This is a genomic window from Marinobacter lutaoensis (assembly GCF_001981305.1).
GTDB classification, from domain to species: Bacteria; Pseudomonadota; Gammaproteobacteria; order Pseudomonadales; family Oleiphilaceae; genus Marinobacter; species Marinobacter lutaoensis.
In genome coordinates this window covers 250,563-267,894 of record NZ_MSCW01000004.1, presented here as the reverse complement: position 1 = coordinate 267,894, position 17,332 = coordinate 250,563, and the positions used below count along the sequence as shown (strand labels likewise).

Below are 17,332 nucleotides of genomic sequence, written 5' to 3'. Positions count from 1 at the left end.
GTGATTATGACCTGGGCTTTACTCGCCATCCTGGGAGGTTTTGTTTTATTGGTGTGGAGCGCAGATCGTTTTGTCGAAGGCGCGGCAGCCACCGCCCGACACGCTGGCATGCCTTCTTTGCTGATTGGGATGGTGATCGTGGGCTTTGGTACGTCTGCTCCGGAGATGGTGGTGTCTGCCATGGCGGCACTGGATGGCAATCCGGACCTGGCGCTGGGCAATGCGCTCGGCTCCAATATCGTCAATACCGGACTGATTCTGGGTGTTACGGCGTTGGTCGCTCCTATCGCCGTGCATTCGAAGATTGTGCGCCGGGAACTGCCACTGCTCTTCGCCATCGGGCTGCTGTCCGGCGCTTTGTTCTGGAACGGCTCTCTTGATCGTCCCGAAGCCTTGTTGTTGCTGGTTGGTTTTTTCGGGCTCGTCGGCTGGACTATCTTTACCGCTCGTCGTGGCAGGGGGGATTCCCTGGAGACCGAAACCGAGCAGGAGTTATCCGCCCATCCCATGACCTTGGGCAAAGCGATTTTCTGGCTGGTTGCAGGGCTGGTGCTACTGGTGGCTAGCTCCCGCATTCTGGTATGGGGGGCTGTTAGCATTGCTCAGGCGCTGGATGTCAGCGATCTGATTATCGGTCTGACCATTGTTGCGCTGGGCACCTCATTGCCGGAGTTGGCGGCCTCGGTGATGGCGGCCAGAAAGGGCGAACATGACATTGCCATTGGCAACGTGGTGGGCTCCAACATGTTCAACCTGTTGGCAGTAGTGGGCATCGCGGGTCTCATTGCGCCCATGCCCGTACTGTCTCCCGATGTCATGACCCGCGACTGGCCAGTGATGTTGGCACTGACCGTCGTACTGTTTGTGATGGCCTATGGCTTTCGCGGCGAGGGGCGGATTAATCGAATTGAAGGTACGCTGTTATTGATAGTCTTTGCCGCCTACAACACTTGGTTGGTCACAACGGTGGTGGCAGCATGAGGCCGGTCGTTTTTATTCTTTTTGTCATCAGCCTGGCAGCATGTAGTCAACAGGACAGGGTTCAGACGCTGTCTGGTTCCGCTCAAGGTACGACTTGGCATGTCACGGTGTGGCAGCCTGGTGGGGTGGATGTTGCTACGTTACAAACCCGTATTCAGGCGGAGTTCGACCGCCTAGATCGGGCCTTGTCCAACTACCGAACAGATTCCGACATTGAGCGATTTAATGCCAAAAAGACAATCGCTCCGATTGAAGTGGGTTCAGAGATTGTCGGACTTGTGGAGGCAGCCAGGGAAATCAGTCAAGCCAGCCGGGGATGCTATGACCTGACCATCAAACCATTGTTTGATCTTTGGGGATTCTCGGGGCAAACCCTGACTCCACCAGAGCCGGCCACTTTGGTACAGCAGCTCCAACACGTCGGTTTCAGCAAACTGGAAACCCCGACACCCACCCAGTTGCGAAAAACTGACCCGCAGGTTCATGTAGATCTTTCCTCCATTGCCCAGGGCTACAGCGTTGCCCGGATCGCCACCGTAGTCGAAGCCGCCGGAGTACAAAACTATCTGGTGGAGATTGGCGGAGAATTGCAAACCCGTGGGCATAAACCAGACGGTTCCCCTTGGCGTATTGGCGTCGAGAGGCCCTTGCCAGGTGGCCGTTCGGTGCAAAAAGCCCTTACCATCCGCCAGGATGCTCCGGTTTCCGTTATGACGTCGGGCACCTATCGCCATTACTTTGATGAGCAGGGTAAGCGCTACAGCCACGTCCTGGATGCCCGCACGGGTAGGCCAGTCACCCACCACACGGTCTCGGTCACTGTCATCAACGACAATCCAACCCTGGCGGATGCATGGTCCACGGCCCTTCTTTGCCTAGGCCGGGAAGCCGGTATGACGACAGCGGATGAGAATGGCATCGCTGCCTTATTCATTACCACACACAATAACCAGTTCGAAGAGGCCGCGACTCATCGCTGGCACTCAATGAAAACCATAGAGGTTCACTGATGCTGAGACTGTTTAAGATTGAAAGTGGCTTGATCCAAGAGATTAAATGTCCCCCTGAGGATTTGGGTAGCCATCTGACAAATGCCGGATGGATCGATGCCCACGAGCCGAATGAAGACGAACGTGCGCTCTTGCAACACATGCTGCGCACCGAGTTGCCCGAATCGGATGAAGTGGAGGAAATCGAAGCCTCGGCCCGTTGCTTCGTGGACCAGGCCGGAATACACGTCCACTCACTGTTTCTCGCTCAAAGCGAGGGCCGCCATACGACCGTATCCGTTGCCTGTATCCTGCAAAAAAATTGCTTGATCACTATTCGTGAAGGAGATTTGGCCGACTTTAGGCTACTGCGTATGAGAGCGCACCGTGGACAAGTGGAAGTGCAGTCTCCACAAGACCTGTTGGTCACACTGATGGAGCAGAAAGTGGAGAACCATGCCGATACCCTGGAAGACCTGCATCGCCAACTGGAAAAGGTCAGCTATATGGTTCTGGAGGATGAAGAGTCGGAGCTGGAAGACGCCATCGGCAAACTGGCCCGCCTGGAAGACAGCAACGGAAAAATCCGCCTCTGCTTGATGGATACCCAGCGGGATATTTCGTTTTTGCTGCGTCATCTAAAAACCCAGTCGGAGCAGTCGGAGAGCCTGCGTGAGATCATGCGTGATATTGAGACTCTTATGTCTCATACCACTTTTCTGTTCGATAAAATCAACTTTCTGATGGACTCGACTCAGGGCTTTATCAATATCGAACAAAACCAGATCATTAAAATTTTCTCGATTGCTGCCGTGGTATTCCTGCCGCCTACGCTTGTTGCGAGTATCTATGGGATGAACTTTGACTACATGCCCGAGTTGAAGTGGCTACTCGGTTACCCTTGGGCAATAGGGCTGATGATCATCTCCGGTATCGCACCTTACTGGTATTTTAAACGTAAAGGGTGGTTATGAAATAAATCTAACAGTTCATTGAACTTATTTAACGATTATTTTTTGCTCGGAGAATATGCCAATCTTTTTTTCTGATACTGTGTTATTAGTAACATTAGGGAGAAACCAATGATTGATTTTTCATTAACAATGTATACCGCATTCGGGTTTATAGGCTTTATTCTTTCTCTTTGTGCTTTGCTCTATGTGAATGCAGACCGGTTAGAAAGTTGCGCAACCAAGTTCTTCCGTCGAAATCGCTGAATGTAGCCTGCTATCAAAATAAAAAACGAATGAATTTCAACCTCTCCCCCGTTACAGTAGCTGACGGGGACGTTCCTCTTAAGTATCCCCTCAACCCAACTTTTTGAGTCCCTTTGGAGTAATTCATAGTCCAGAAGGGTGCTAATTCTTACCTGAAAGGTCTCGAAAAGCGACTTTAAGAGACTCAAGCACCGTTTGAATGGTGGGCAGTGTAGGAATGACGGGATATGGGTCTCACAACAGCCTTTTACGAGACCTACTTTTGGGGCTTGACCGAGCCAAAAAACCTATTAATATTAATGGCGTAAATGGTAGCTGGCCGAAAAACAGCAGTTTATGTAAACAAGGCGCTTGCCTTTATCTAACCAACCCTCTGGGGGACTGTCCCCCGTGGGCATTCCTCCGTCTGTAACCCTTCGGAGGTATCCCTGATGAAATTCATCCCCATTCGTGAACCCCTGACGCTATATCGTCATCGTTGCCGCTGCTTGCTGTTGGCAAATGCCCCTCCTCGCTGCTGTTCTCTTGAATTTGTGGCGTACCTGGCACTCGATCATGAGCAGCCAAATTCCAGAGGACCACCTCTGCCTCAACCATGTGAGCCTGGCGTATGCCGAGCTTGCACCATGCCCCTCCCCGTCTCTGTCGCCAACGGCGAAAACAGAGACGGGGTAGCAAACCCCGCCGAAAGCCTTGTGCCTCAATGGCTCAAGGCTTTCGCCCCGCGCACGAATGTGCGCGAACACAGCCGCGCAAGGCGGCGAGCGCTACGCGCTAACTTTCCAAGAAAAGCGACTTCACCAGCCGGAGCTGCTGGCAGTTTGTTCCAACGGAACAGACCAGCCAGTGGCGAGAGCAGCCCGCTCCATAGCAGTGTTGATCGTATGTAAATGACCGTGGGTGCTCGGTTTATCCACCCTTTGCCAGGGCAAGAACCCTGATTTGGCCTCAGCACGCGAAGCTGATTAAAAAAATCGCGTTTATCACTTACCAACGATTTTCGGGCAGGCCAGAACCAGAACAAGAAGGAATAGCACTATGCGCTCAGAACGATCCAATCCGGATGCCAGAAACTATGGCCTTAAGAGCCGTGATATGACGCGGGCGGGTCTCAACGCGCTCAAAGAGGGGATGAGAAGCTTTGCTTCAATTGCAACGATCCATGATCGTTGGAGCGTTTTTTCATCCTGGATCAAGACCGAACAGGGCATAAAGGACATGCGAGACATCGAGAAGGCCCATCTGGTGGCCTATGCGGCCCATCTGAACGATAGGTTTGAGCGTGGCGAGATTTCTCCCTCCACAGCTCAGAACTACCTGTCGGCAGTAAACCGGGTGATGGAGATTGCTCGTGGCGACCGACAAGTCAGAGTAGCGCCTGTCGCTGAGGGCGGGCTTCCCAAGCGTTCAGGGATCGCATCGAGCGACCGGAGCGTTTCGGAAGCGGCCCACCAGGCAGCTATAGGGGCTGTCTCAGAACGGCTGGGAGCGCTGCTGGAGGTGCAGCGCAACTTTGGCCTGCGATTCGAGGAGTCGGCCAAGCTTGATGCGACTCGGGCGCTGAAACAGGCAGAGAAAGAAGGGGTTGTTGCCATCAAGGACGGAACCAAAGGTGGTCGCCAGCGTATGGTGCCGATTACCTCTAATGCTCAGATAACCGCTCTTCAGAGAGCTGCGGCCATCCAGGATGGCCGCAGTATGATCCCAGGCAACCAGACATACAGAGAATTTCGACAAGAGGCATATCGGGAGATTGGTCGTCAGCCGGTGAACTTTCATGGTGAGCGCCACCACTATGCTCAGGAGCGCTACAGGGTCCTTATGGGGGCCGATAGCCCTATCCGCGCTGGTGTGGCCCACGGTCGGGCTCATCATGAATACCTGTCCAAGGAACTGGGGATCTCGGTCGCCCAGGCCAAGACACTGGATCAGGAGATCCGTGCTGAGATAGCGCGGGAGCTGGGACACGGTCGTATTGACGTAACAAACTCATATTTGGGGTAAGCGATGGAAAAATGGGTAAGAGAGCGAGCACATGTGTATGTTCGCCATGGTGGCAAGACAGCCAGACGGGCGATGGTGAAACGGCTGATTGCTGCACTGTCAGATATTGCGGCCCATGAGCAAGGCGTAAGCCAGCCTAATCAGGTGGGTAGAGCACATATCCACAGGTACTATGCGCGGCAGAGCCATCTGAGCAGTACAACCCTACGGGATCATTTCTATGCCTTCAGACTTCTATGGGAGCTGTTAGGCAGACCAGGCGAACCTCCCAGGCCCAAGTAGACAAAAAACCTCTTTGCGCCCAAAAAGGGAAAAAGTAGCTTCGTGCCTCACGGCCATTGTCCGATAACCTATCTTCAATTTCCGGAACCGCCGGAAATAGAGAGGTAGCTGGCCTCCTCAAACAAACAGCAAGTTTAACCATCATCCCAGACAGGGGTATCCCTGTACTGGGAGACCCCTCAAAACTATTTGAGGTGCAAGATGAAAAAACTCGAAGTCAACGGCTTGGTGCTTCCTTTGAATGATTCCCATGTGTATCAACGCAGAGGGATTGTCATGGCTCACTGTGAGTCAAAAGGAAATCTCCACTTCACGGTCCTTCGGTGCCTTGATGGCCGATTTACGAAAAGCTATTTCGGTTTGGCCCGATGTGACAACGAGGATGACTTCATCGAGATAATGAAGTCGGGCGACAAGTTTGAGCCAGTTTCAGATTGGTTTTCGCGTTCCCGATAAATCATTTAAACCCGTAACCGGGGCTTCCCGGTCACGGATGAGCCCCTTTCAATCAACTATTGTTTGGAGCTCTATATGTACTTTTCCACATTCGTTTTGGTCATGATTGTCACAGTTGGCGTTATTGCGTTTGGTGCCTCGCTGGTAGCTCGCACTCTTAACGTCATCGCTCGATCAATATTCAAAGCGCGGCCCGTACGGGTCGTCAGTCAAACCTCGTCGCCAATTTCTGGAGACGTTATTGAACCGGAGCAATCAGAGCAGAATCCCCCTGTCGGATTCATCACTGGCCGCATCATTGATGGTGAGGTCATTCGACCTGCGCTCCACTGCAACAAATCACTTGCCGGTCCTCGGTAAGCACTAAACCACCCAGCCGGGTACTAAGCCCGGTAGGGCGAAGTCCCGGCTTTTTACTCTTGGAGAAAAGACATGCTGGGACAAATTAAAAATCAACCAGAGAATCACCAGTTCGATGTGTGCGGACGTGTGTACTACACCGACGTCTGTTACGACAACGGAAAAGGTGAGCTGGTCGCTGAGACGGTTAACGCAACGTCGCATGACGACGCCGAATCAGTGTTCCGGTCTAATCTGCTGGAACACGCCCGTAAATTCGATCTCGTCGTGGACCGGATTGAGATTACCTTTACGCTCGATCTTGCTTACGCGAAATCTCACTACGGTGCGGTGAATTAATGAAGCCCCTGGGGAAGCCCTTGGGGGCTTCCCTCCTTCTCATAGGAGGTCCTTATGGATAATACAGTATCCGTCCTTACTGAGCTGTCCGATGCGCAGGCTTTGGCTTTAGCGCAGCTTGTAAAGCGAGTTGGTTGGCAAGAAGTGAGGATTAATGCTGTTGACGATGACGAGGCGTATTTGATGAGAGAGGCTTTATCTGCGTTGCAGAAGGGTCTTGCTGAATCGGGATATGCACCACGGTAAACACTCTATGAAACGGTCGAAATTGCTCTTATTGGGCAATTTCGGCTTCTTTATAGAGCCACTTAGATTGGTATTATTTAACAACCTATCGTAAGGAGAAAGTAATTATGATTTCAGAGATTTTTTATCGCAATGGTGGAGTAGACCCTTTCCCAATACCGGAAAGTGAAGACTTTATCCATGTCCATGGTAAAGACCCAGTTGCCCTTTACAGTCCATTTTTGTTTGGTGAGGTGTCTGGGTACTACTATTGGAAATCAAAAGATCGGGCGTTCCGTGTGGAGCTATGTATTGACAAAATACGAGTGTTCGAAATTGATGTCTACGATCAGAGGCCGCCTGCTTCAGAACTTGAGCCGAGCGTATATGCCGATCTCACTTCAATGACGTATTACCAAGCGATCAAGATTTATGATGATCCCGAGCGGTATATTGTTATTGAAGATGAAGGTTGTAGTTAAACACCAACAAAGGGCCAGCTTGTCTGGCCCTTTGCTATTTCTGAGGAGGGGCGTTTACGGAATTGTCTTCACGTTCCCGTTCTTTTGTAGATTGTTGATCCAAAGTGGCGAGAATTTCTGATGCCTTTCGTTTGGCCTCGGCCACAACTTCGGGCTTCTCCTGCTCTAGGAGCTGATCTAGTGTTCTTGCCATGACTGCAAACCTCGCTTTCTTGCTATCGGATGCCTTCAGAAACTTTCACATGTGAAAGTTTCTGAAGGTCATCGTTCCAATCAGTCGCTTTGTGTGTTGGCCGAATTCTTACCATCGTTACTAATCGGTTCCACAAAGTACAAGGGTTTCCCCTTGTTTACGACCATGGGAGGAGTGTCATCGGTTTGAGGGGTAAACATGTAGGCCCAATCGGGCAGATTCTCGCTGATTGCGCCGATGATGGACACTCTGTCCACGGTCACCCCTTCCGGGAAATTCAGTTTCACAGATGAGGCCTTCACGCCGTCAGTTTTGAACGACCAGGCCTGACTACCTCCCAGGAACGCAGGTTCAAAGCCTTGACTTGGCTCTATGATCTGAGAGGAGACATAGCATGTCTTTGAGTAGTGATCGACAGAATCTGGTGCTGGGCATCCCTTATCCTGGTCGATAATAGTTATCTGACTGAACAGAAAAGCGCTTCCGCCCCCAAACACTGCTTTTTGGTCGTAGTTCTCTAGCGTGGCTTCATACGTATAGCCAAGGCTACCGAGTGCCTTTTTCATTGCGGAGGTAGTCACTTCTGACATCTTCGCACGGGCCTGCGCGGCATCTGTCGCCATGCTGGAAGGCATCCAGCCGAACAAAGAGTCTTTCGCGAAGTTCGACGTTGGCTCCAGGGCTGCAAACAAGAGGCTAGCTCCCAGTGCTTCTCCCCCGCTCCAATTTGCTCCTCGATCCCACATGAGGATGTCGGCATTGGAAGCGACCTTGTAAAGCTCGTTTTCTGAAAGGTGCTTTCTCTCCGTATCCCGCGCTTCAGTGATACCCCCGGCCTGAGCGAGGTTGTACGCACGGGATTTAGCCGGTTCATAGGTTGCGGGGTCGGATGAACCGGTGGTTGCACAACCTGCCAGTGACAGAACTACAGCAGCAGAAGCTGCAATCTCGATGTATCGTTTCATGGGTTTATCCTCCGTTATCTTTAAAAAGTGTCTCACGACTTTAAGAAATCGCAACCCAAAAACTTTGGTTAATCCATAAAAAACAATGGTTTGTACTGACGGTACAAACTTACCCTAAATTTGGCTTTGCGCCCAAAATGGGCAAGAACACGTGCGTGCTCTAGTGATAGGTGTATTTAGTATGAGGGGGAGTTTTTAACAGGAGATTCCCCAATGTGGACCATACACTCTGTCGGTGATTCGGCATTCTTGGAGCAGGTTTTGATAGCCGTTTCCATGATCACCGGAACCGGCGATTTCACACAAATGGCATCGGTAGGGCTGCTTATCGGTGTACTAATAGTTTTTTTCCAATCGATTATGAATGGAGCCAAGGAAATACAGATTGGCACTATTTTGGTGGCATGGATTTTCTATGCTATGGCATTTGGACCATCCACGACTGTCCTTATTGAAGATGCATACTCCGGCGAAGTTCGGGTCGTTGATAATGTCCCAGTGGGGCCAGCAGCGGTTGGTTCGGTTGTCTCAAATGTTGGGTACTCAGTTACAAGCCTGTTTGAGCAGGGGTATTCATTTATTTCGCCGGGTTCGACACAGAATCGATTTGCTGACTCCCTTCACTTGATAAATCAGCTTCAAGATGCTGCCGTTAACCCGGTTGTATTTAAAGCAATGGATAACGCTGTTGGTGGAGAGGGTGTAAACGTCGAGCTTTCAATTCACAACTACATACGAGAATGCACGCTAACGAAAATTGATTTGCATCAAGCGTCAATCCAAGACTTATTTACCGCCCCTGCAATGCAGGCACTTCGCTTTGAATCAGACTTATATGGAACTCGGCTTTACCTTGGTGGCTCTCCCCAGGATTACACCTGTTCTGATGGGTTTGTTGCGATTAGCAACGCACTTAATGAAGTTAAAGGCAACTATTTGGTTCATGAAGCCATCGAGCGGGGTATGAGAGACGCTAGTGGTGATGTTGCTGGAGTCGGTGTGTCAAATCGTCTTTATGATGCATTAGCGAGTCTTGGTATGACGGGATCTAATGCTCAGGACTACATACTAACAGCCGTGCTTAAGCCGATATATGAAGATGCTGCCCAAGGAAAGTACCAGGATATGCGGGATTTCTCGTCGGCAATTATGCTGAACCAAGCTATCCAGCAAAGGAATACTCAATGGGCTGCTGAACAATCAATGTTTATGACCATCGTTCGCCCGATGATGACGTTTTTCGAGGGTTTCGTTTATGCCGTAACACCTCTGACTGCATTCTTTATGTTGATGGGCCGGTTCGGTATCGGTTTGGTGGGAAAGTATTTGGTGACACTCGCATGGATTCAGCTCTGGATGCCGGTGTTGTCAATTATTAACCTCTATATTCATATGTCCGCTACAGGTGCGTTGAGTGCCCTAGAGAACGACCCGTTTTCCACTTTCCACGGGATAAGCGAGGCATACCAGATAACATCTAATTGGCTTGCAACGGGAGGCATGTTGGCTGCGGCCACTCCAGTGATTACTCTGTTCGTTGTAACCGGCTCCACTTACGCAATGACTTCTCTCGCAGGCCGTTTGAATGGCGGTGACCATATCAACGAGAAAATTTCTACTCCCGACGCCATTAAGCCCTCAGCGGCGTTGGACATGATGCCGAAATCTCAATTTGATGACTTCCGAGGGCTTCAACTTACCGGTTCCGAGAGCATGGTAGACAAAGTTAATGTCGGGAACATGCTCAGTAGTGCGGTTAGTTCCTCCCAGGCATCGTCAGCCCAGGCAACACAGTCATTTGCATCCCAGCTTTCTAATTCGGTTTTCTCTGGGGCCTCTGCTGAGCAAAGCTACGCTCGTTTACAAGGGCTTGGGCAATCCCTTCGTGCATCTGACTCTTCACAGGCACAGGCGATTTACGGCCAAGCTCAGGATTACGCTCGACAATATGGTTTGAATGAGAGCCATACAGATGCCATTGCTGGGGCGATTGGTATGCAAGCCAGTGCGAATGTGGATGCCGGGCAGGTTGCGGGAGCCCTGTTGGCTGGCCCTGCTGGAATGGCAATAGCGAAGGCAGCACCAGTCGATGTCAAAGGAGGAATTTCTGGTTCTGCAACTTCTACCTCCACCGATCAACGTCAGCAGCTTACAGGCGATATGGACCGGCTTGCCAAGAATGTTGGTTTCACTGACAGCGATTCAGCAGCTTTGACTAGGGATATAGCTCGTCAGGTCAATACGCAGAGTGGTCAGCGCTTTACGAACTCTCTTGGAGAGGAGCAGCGTGAGCAGTTTTCTGAATCCGCGACCCAAGCCATAACAGCACAAAATACTTATCAGCGTCTCGCCAGCGCTCAATCGAGCATTGGAACGACGAGTGCAATGGATATGAGGGCCCTGGCGGAGGCAGTAACCAGCAGTCCTGAAGCTCATTCACAGCTAAGAGATGGGATGCGGATGGCTTCACCCGAAACACGCCAACTTGCGGCTGAGAAATCCCAGTTTTATGAAGCGTTGGGAATGGATTCAGCAAGAGCAACCGCAGGCGGTCAGCTCTATGCGCTTCTTAACTCTGGTAAAGCATCGGAACAGGCTATTGCTGCCGAAACCATCGCAAGTGCTACGGGCAGCGCGACAACCGTGAGAGATTCCAATGCACAGCAAGATCTTTTGGAAAGCTCTCCAGCGATAACGCATGGTATAGGTGCGCGAGAACTTCAAGAACCTCAGAGCATGTCGAACGAACAAAGAAATCAGGCAAGGGCAGGCGTGCCTGGGGAGAGCGCAGTGCTTCAGCGTCATAACCAAAACCTAAGCAACGTAGAAGCGGCAGACTCTGAAAACAGAGACGACTACCGGGGAGAGCGGCTCGGTGCTCTGAGAAGTCAAATTATGGCGTCTGAAGTCGAGCCATCTACCTCGGCGAGTATCTTCTCTACTACCGAGGGTATTGGCCGATTCTTCGATCAAGTAGTTGGTGGGGTTAGTGCTGGAGCAGGCGGTTTCTCGGATGATTTTGCAGGTTCGATGGAGCACCTCGCGGCCATGACTCCCCAAGAACGCGACCAGTTTATCGCTGATTCAAACCGTGGCGATCAGTACATCCAGGATGAGTACGGCGTAGCGGGTCATATCGCGACTGGAGCCGCAGACCTGGGGCGTTCGATTATCGGTGCCGGGGTCAGCGGATACACAGCGGCCAAAGAGTGGATTACTGGAGAAAGTGATTTGTCGGAAGCTGCTAAAGACATGTCCATTAGGGAGCGTGGGATGTTCTTTGCGGCAGCGTTTGCCAGTGCATCAGAGGAAGGTGCGGAGCACGCACAGCGTTTTGTTGAGCAGTACGGTGATGAGTTCCGCGAGTTGGCTGTTCAGACAGCGATTCATGAACACGGTCTCCAATCTCAAGCAGGGGCTCAATTGTTTGCTTCGTCGTTATTGGGCGAAAGCGACGGGCGTGAAGCTGAATACAGGCAGCAACTTCAAAGTGAGTTCGGCGGTGACGCCGATCTGGCAAACAAAGCAGCAGACATTATTGAGGCTTCTGCGGGTGCCGGGCGCGAGCAGGCCGGGGGTTATCTGATGCCAGTAAGCCGCTATATGGCTGTACAGAATGGAGAGTAAAGGAGCGTTTCATGAAAAGAGAAGCTGTGGCAGTGATTGATAAGATTATTAGACACGCGGAAGCGGGCGAATTCATGGCACCCTGCGGGGAGAAGATGAGGATGCGAATATACGCTCATAGAGAAAATATGCGCTCGATCATTCTGACTAATGCTCTGCTTGAAAAGCTGGCGAAGAAAGCAGGTGTAAGGGCGTTCGAAATGAAGATTGCAGCTCTAAGCGTTCGGTTACCAATCGGGCGGAGATATGACACTAGGCGATTACCGGGAAAGGGGATTGAAATTTTGTTAACTCGATAACCTACCTTAGAGAGCTGGTTTCATCCAGCTCTCTTCTATTGGCCTGTCCAAGGTTGACCGTCCCATTTTTCAAATTGCGATCCTGAACCATCTGGCGATGTGAACGGAATCCTGTCTATTTGGCTGTCATCCCAAACTGACGAGCGGTCCTGCTGTGATGAATGTACGTTGCAACCTGATTGTGCGTTCCTTTTGCTAACAGTAAAGCTCAAAATTAACGCGAGCGGAACGAGCGATAATATCAAGCCGCCGATGCCAGCAAGTTTGTAACTAACGAACAAAGTTGAAAGGACGAAGATTAATAGTTTCATAGCCTATTTTCCGATGAAAATTACCCTAATTTAAATCCTACCCCTGATCTCTATAAATGCAAGTCGCTCAATATTCTGTTCATAGAACCATAAAATGATACTGTAAAAAAACACAGTAAAACCCCTTGCATATCCCGGATCTCGTGTTATTTATATTGATATGTTTTGCAATGCTTTGCTTTGATTGAGGAGTAGTTATGTTTGCTGAAAAATGTCTTTGGTTTGTGCTTGTAGGGTTCATCTACTTTGTTATTGGACAGTTGCTGACTTCAGGTGATTTAGCCTATTTTGCGCTGTCTGTTGCCGGTGGGGTTGCACTTACTCTGTATCTGCCAAAATCTTACAAGAAGCGATTCGCAGAGGAGGCGTAACAATGTCACCTCTACTTTCAATGTCCGATCTGGATAACCAGGCTGCTCAGATTACTGAGCAGCGCCCAGACAAAAATGTGTTTGAGTTGGATCTCACCCTTTGGAACCTGCTGGCAACTCTCTGCCGCCATGCTCCGAGCGTGGCCAGAGAACAGTTTTCACTACCACAAAGTACGGTTGTGGCCTTAGCTGTCACGCCATCTCACGAATTGTCCAAGTTGAGTTCAGGCGTAGTTTTAAGCTTTCAGTTACACACGCCGGAACCGGACGTATGTGATTTCCTGTCCGCTGAATACGAACGTGCTATTCCACCTGGTTTCGCAGGAATGGAGGGTGTGGAGCGAGAGTTTGACGTGACGTACTGGCTGACACTTAGAAACTTGGCCCGCCGAGACGCTCCAATGGCCGCAACCGCATTTGGTGTCAGCCAGTCACTGGCGAAGGCTGTGGCCGAGGCCACTGACAATCAAATCCGTCAGTTGGTGACGGAGATCTGTACAGCCTGCACCCTAAGATTTGACCCACAGGTTGTCGAGGGCCTGTTGCCTTCAGCAGACCTTCGGAAACGCAGACAGGGGTTCTTCATCAAGTATCAGCAGTGCCTGTCGGTAGGAGGTAACGTATGAATACCCGTAACAATCCGTTGCACCTGTGGGTTCATGCACGTGAGATGGCGTTAATGGGTTATGTAACCCGCATAATCATTCTGGAAACTGGGTTGACCGATAAACAGGTGCGCAGGATTTACCGAGATCTGGAAGACGATGGGATGGATGTCAGCAAAAACAGAGCTTCCAACGCTATCAAAAGTGGTGCTTCTTTGGTAACGAATCAGCTTTCCAAACTCCATGCTTCGCTTCTGATGGGGTTTTATCGACAGATAGGTGGAAGGCCCGTTGAATCCTCGACCTGCATTGCGGCGCTGAATCGCGCATATCGGATGTATCGTGCAGCCATCGCGGAGATTGCCCCTGTCAGCTCACCGATGGGCAAGGAGGCATTTCAGATGTTCACAATTTCGGATGCCTGGTGCTTAGCGTCGGAGATGCGGTCTGGGGACGCGATGTTTGAGCATTGCTGCGACTGCGGGTGTGAATTTTTCACCTCTGTGAATCAGGCGACGGGAATACACTGCCCGCACTGTTTTCAGCCTCAGAATGCGAAGGGTGCGGCGATGCCAGCGGTTGAAGTCTTCGCTGAGCCAGCTTGAGCTACCTTTGAAAAACTTTCACATGTGAAAGAAAATTTGGCCAATTTAACGTTATGCGCCCAAAACGGTAAATTACACATCCGCTGGGAGCGCCGGATGCTCGATATGATCTCTCGAAAAGATTTTCGGAGAGGTCATTATGCGAAATTCACCAGGCTTGATGAGAGCCATTGCCTACCTTTTAACTGTCACCACGACTCTGATGCCCCTTCACGGCGTGGCTCAAGAGTCACCTGAAGTTGATAGCCAGGACTTTTTAAGTCAGCTCGGTCGCGAAGGCCAGAATCTGGGTATGGAGCTTGGTAACGAAGCCAAAAACACTCCAGCCAAGGTCCAGAACGGGCAAATCACCATCCCCACCATGGACGAAAACGGTAACCTGCAATACCAAGGGGGAACTCAGTTCAGCGTTCAAAGCCTGTACCCAGGCAGCAACCCTTCCAATGCCTCGGTGCAGAACGAATATTTCTCTGATGGCGTAGCCCCTGACCTCGACCAGCTCCAGGGGATCTATGACTCGGAAGAGGGGATGGGCGAAACCGGTAGCGAGGCAAAGGACTCCCTCTGGGAAGATGCCTACAGCGACACCCCCTCTATCTCAGGTGCGGCGTATAAAGTTCTGGTGGACTCCTCAAATCAAAGTCGCCCGGATTTCAGTTCCGACCCGATGTTGGGGCTCACCAACGCCACATACGAAAACATTGATGTGATCGCTGAGGGCTTTGGTGACTGTTCCGCCGAAACAACCTTCGATGAAATCACCATGTCGGTACATAACCCGGAGTACGAAACCTGCGACCGTGTGACCGACAAAAGCGCCACCTGCGAGGTCATTCACGACTATGAAGCGGCAGTGGTCAAGCACCATGACGGTCCATACAACATTTCACCATGCGATGGTGCTGGCGGTGGGTGTTCTGACGTGTGGATTGGTAAGGTGGGAGACAACTACTGGAGTGGTAGCTGCTCGATTTACGAAGAATTCACGGAAATCAAAGTCGTCAATCCTGCTGCCATTACTCAGGCTACGTTGATACGTGCCAAGTGGGATGACTACATGCAGATATGGATTGGTGAGCCTGGCGAAGAAGTAAAGGTATGGTCTGGTCCCACTAACAATTTTCCTCCCGAGACAGCCGGTAAGTGTGAGCTGAGTACAAGCTGGGACCAAAATCCTAACCTCGACCTGACCAGTTACTTCCGAAACACGCCGGAAGACTCGGTGATTCGCTTCAAAATTCGCGTATCCGTCTCCGGCGAGGGTGAAGGCTTCGGGAAGATCCGCATTAAGTACGACCCCTCCAAAGCCATCATCAAAGATGAATGGTCACCAGATAGCTGCATCGAATCTGCGACTGGCGTGGTGGATGGTTTTGCAGAGGGGAGCCTGACTTGCGTGGACGACCCGCGTGACGCGGAAGGCTGCACCTATACGAATGGCATCAAAATCTGCGAGGACAGCCTGAAGCCTTCTCCCATTCCTGGTATCCCCAACCTTTGCAAGAAAGTCGCCGTAGATGCGGACTTCGATTTCTACAAAGGGGATATGGAGTGCTACACCGATGTCAACGGTGAGGAGCAGTGCCCGGTCAACGAAGGCGGGAATCTAAATACGTGCCAGCAGTACGAAGAAAACCCGCAGTGCGGCTTTATAAGCTCGGAGTGTGTTGATGGTGCTCAGGGTAACTCCGGTGTGTGTTACGTCAAAGAGGAGACGTGGGACTGCGGGAGTAGTGTGGACATCGACACCATAGAGAAAAAAACCGAATACCAGTGTGGTGGAGCTATCCGCTGCATGGGGGACGACTGCCTAGACCCGACACAATCCACCGACCAGACCGCGAACTTTGCCAAAGCCTCGGCTTTGCTCAATGCGGCGCAGTTCATGACCCAGGATATGAGCTGCACCGGCCAAGATGACGATGGCAACGCAACCGGTGAAGAGAACGTGACCTGTACTGCGTTCGGGGGCGAGGCTGGCGAATGCAAGATTGCAGTCGGCGGAGTGTCGGACTGCTGTGAGAAACCCTCTAACGTGAGCATGGCTGATTACCTGATGATGATTCGTCAGGTTCCGAAGCTTGATGGTGCGGTATTGGCGCTTGAAGACACCAACGTCATCAAAAGCTCGTACCAAACCCTTCGTGATCCAGTTATGAATGCTTGGACGGAGGTATCTCAGCCGTTCACAAATTACATGGATAACATCTCTGGTGCTGTTGAGGAGATATGGTCGCCCATCGAGGAACTGAAGAACCAGCTCATAGAAAAGCTGAAGGAGCAGGCTAAAGGTATGTTGCAGGACGTGATGGGTAATTTGGCCCAGGATGGCGCGACCGAGGCGGCAGCCACTGCTACAGCAGATAGAGCGGCTGAGGAGGCAATGACGGAAATGGCGAACCAAGCCGCTTCTATGCTGGGTGCGGCGATGACGGTCTACACGGTGTACGTGGTCGCTGTGGCCGTAATTCAAATGGTCTACGCCTGTGAGCAGGAAGAGCTGGAGATGAACACCAAGCGGGCAACGGATAGCTGCACCTACGTTGGCTCCTACTGTAAGGAAGAGGTTCTTGGGGCCTGTATCGAGAAGCGTAAAGCGTACTGCTGCTTCAATTCACCGCTGTCTCGAATCATCCAGGAACAGGTTCGGCCTCAGTTTGGTCAGGACTTCGGAACTCCTAAGAATCCGAGTTGTGGAGGTATTCCCTTTGAGCAAATCGCTCAAATCAATTGGGATGAGGTAAATCTCGATGAGTGGCTGGCTATTCTTCAGCAGAACGGTCAGTTCCCCAGTGGAGCCAATTTATCTATGGATGCCCTCACAGGTTCTGGCAGCGTCTTCAATGTTGATGGGGACCGTTTGCCTGCTGATCAGCGTGCAATGGATCGCGTTGATGACATAGACGTGGACGCAAAGCGTCGGGAGGCAATGGACAAAATAGAAGTGAATCCGGGCGGTCCGGGAAGCTAACGATAAAAATACTGAAAAACTGCCTTATGCGCCCAAAATGGTAAAAAGCG

At 51.2% G+C, this 17,332-nt stretch carries 14 protein-coding genes; 13 read left to right on the top strand and 1 reads right to left on the bottom strand.

Annotated elements, in window-relative coordinates:
* The first annotated feature begins 6 nt into the window (after positions 1 to 6).
* From BTO32_RS05840 to BTO32_RS17685, 7 genes are all read left to right on the top strand, one after another.
* Positions 7 to 981 carry a calcium/sodium antiporter gene (locus BTO32_RS05840; RefSeq protein WP_076723603.1) on the top strand — a complete coding sequence of 325 codons (975 nt, stop codon included), beginning with the start codon at positions 7 to 9 and terminating at the stop codon, positions 979 to 981.
* Positions 978 to 1,991, top strand: a complete 1,014-nt coding sequence (locus BTO32_RS05835; protein ID WP_076723601.1) for an FAD:protein FMN transferase — start codon at positions 978 to 980, stop codon at positions 1,989 to 1,991. Before BTO32_RS05840 ends, BTO32_RS05835 begins: the two co-directional genes overlap by 4 nt.
* On the top strand, positions 1,991 to 2,944 hold the full coding sequence (gene corA, locus BTO32_RS05830; RefSeq protein ID WP_076723599.1) for a magnesium/cobalt transporter CorA: 954 nt from the start codon (positions 1,991 to 1,993) through the stop codon (positions 2,942 to 2,944). The genes BTO32_RS05835 and corA overlap by 1 nt, the downstream gene beginning before the upstream one ends.
* Positions 2,945 to 4,225: 1,281 nt before the next feature.
* On the top strand, positions 4,226 to 5,191 hold the full coding sequence (locus BTO32_RS05825; RefSeq protein ID WP_172515165.1) for an integrase domain-containing protein: 966 nt from the start codon (positions 4,226 to 4,228) through the stop codon (positions 5,189 to 5,191).
* Between the two features lie 1,170 nt (positions 5,192 to 6,361).
* Positions 6,362 to 6,628: a hypothetical protein gene (locus tag BTO32_RS05815; protein WP_068811900.1), complete on the top strand. Its 267-nt coding sequence runs from the start codon at positions 6,362 to 6,364 to the stop codon at positions 6,626 to 6,628.
* 54 nt (positions 6,629 to 6,682) lie between these two features.
* Positions 6,683 to 6,874, top strand: coding sequence for a DUF7706 family protein (locus tag BTO32_RS05810; RefSeq protein ID WP_076723594.1), 192 nt, complete (start codon positions 6,683 to 6,685; stop codon positions 6,872 to 6,874).
* 107 nt (positions 6,875 to 6,981) lie between these two features.
* Positions 6,982 to 7,335: a hypothetical protein gene (locus BTO32_RS17685; protein WP_139339025.1), complete on the top strand. Its 354-nt coding sequence runs from the start codon at positions 6,982 to 6,984 to the stop codon at positions 7,333 to 7,335.
* Between the two features lie 273 nt (positions 7,336 to 7,608).
* On the opposite strand, the gene BTO32_RS05805 is transcribed toward BTO32_RS17685, so the two are convergent.
* Entirely contained in the window at positions 7,609 to 8,493 is an 885-nt protein-coding gene (locus tag BTO32_RS05805; RefSeq protein WP_076723592.1) for a hypothetical protein, read from the bottom strand.
* Between the two features lie 213 nt (positions 8,494 to 8,706).
* Here BTO32_RS05805 and BTO32_RS05800 point away from each other — a divergent pair, with 213 nt between their 5' ends.
* The 6 genes from BTO32_RS05800 (at position 8,707) to traN (ending at position 17,282) form a co-directional block, all read left to right on the top strand.
* The gene (locus tag BTO32_RS05800; RefSeq protein ID WP_076723589.1) at positions 8,707 to 12,120 is read left to right on the top strand and encodes a conjugal transfer protein TraG N-terminal domain-containing protein; all 3,414 of its coding nucleotides are present in this window, start codon (positions 8,707 to 8,709) and stop codon (positions 12,118 to 12,120) included.
* A gap of 11 nt (positions 12,121 to 12,131) precedes the next feature.
* Positions 12,132 to 12,419 carry a hypothetical protein gene (locus BTO32_RS05795; protein WP_076723587.1) on the top strand — a complete coding sequence of 96 codons (288 nt, stop codon included), beginning with the start codon at positions 12,132 to 12,134 and terminating at the stop codon, positions 12,417 to 12,419.
* A 508-nt stretch (positions 12,420 to 12,927) separates the two neighbouring features.
* Positions 12,928 to 13,101: a hypothetical protein gene (locus tag BTO32_RS17885; RefSeq protein ID WP_172515170.1), complete on the top strand. Its 174-nt coding sequence runs from the start codon at positions 12,928 to 12,930 to the stop codon at positions 13,099 to 13,101.
* A gap of 2 nt (positions 13,102 to 13,103) precedes the next feature.
* A complete protein-coding gene (locus BTO32_RS17680) occupies positions 13,104 to 13,727 on the top strand; it encodes a flagellar transcriptional regulator FlhD (protein ID WP_068893789.1) in 624 nt (207 codons plus the stop codon).
* Complete coding sequence (locus tag BTO32_RS05785; RefSeq protein ID WP_076723582.1) at positions 13,724 to 14,311, top strand: FlhC family transcriptional regulator; 588 nt, start codon at positions 13,724 to 13,726, stop codon at positions 14,309 to 14,311. Before BTO32_RS17680 ends, BTO32_RS05785 begins: the two co-directional genes overlap by 4 nt.
* Before the next feature lie 139 nt (positions 14,312 to 14,450).
* A complete protein-coding gene (traN, locus tag BTO32_RS05780; protein ID WP_076723579.1) occupies positions 14,451 to 17,282 on the top strand; it encodes a conjugal transfer mating pair stabilization protein TraN in 2,832 nt (943 codons plus the stop codon).
* Positions 17,283 to 17,332: the final 50 nt, after the last annotated feature.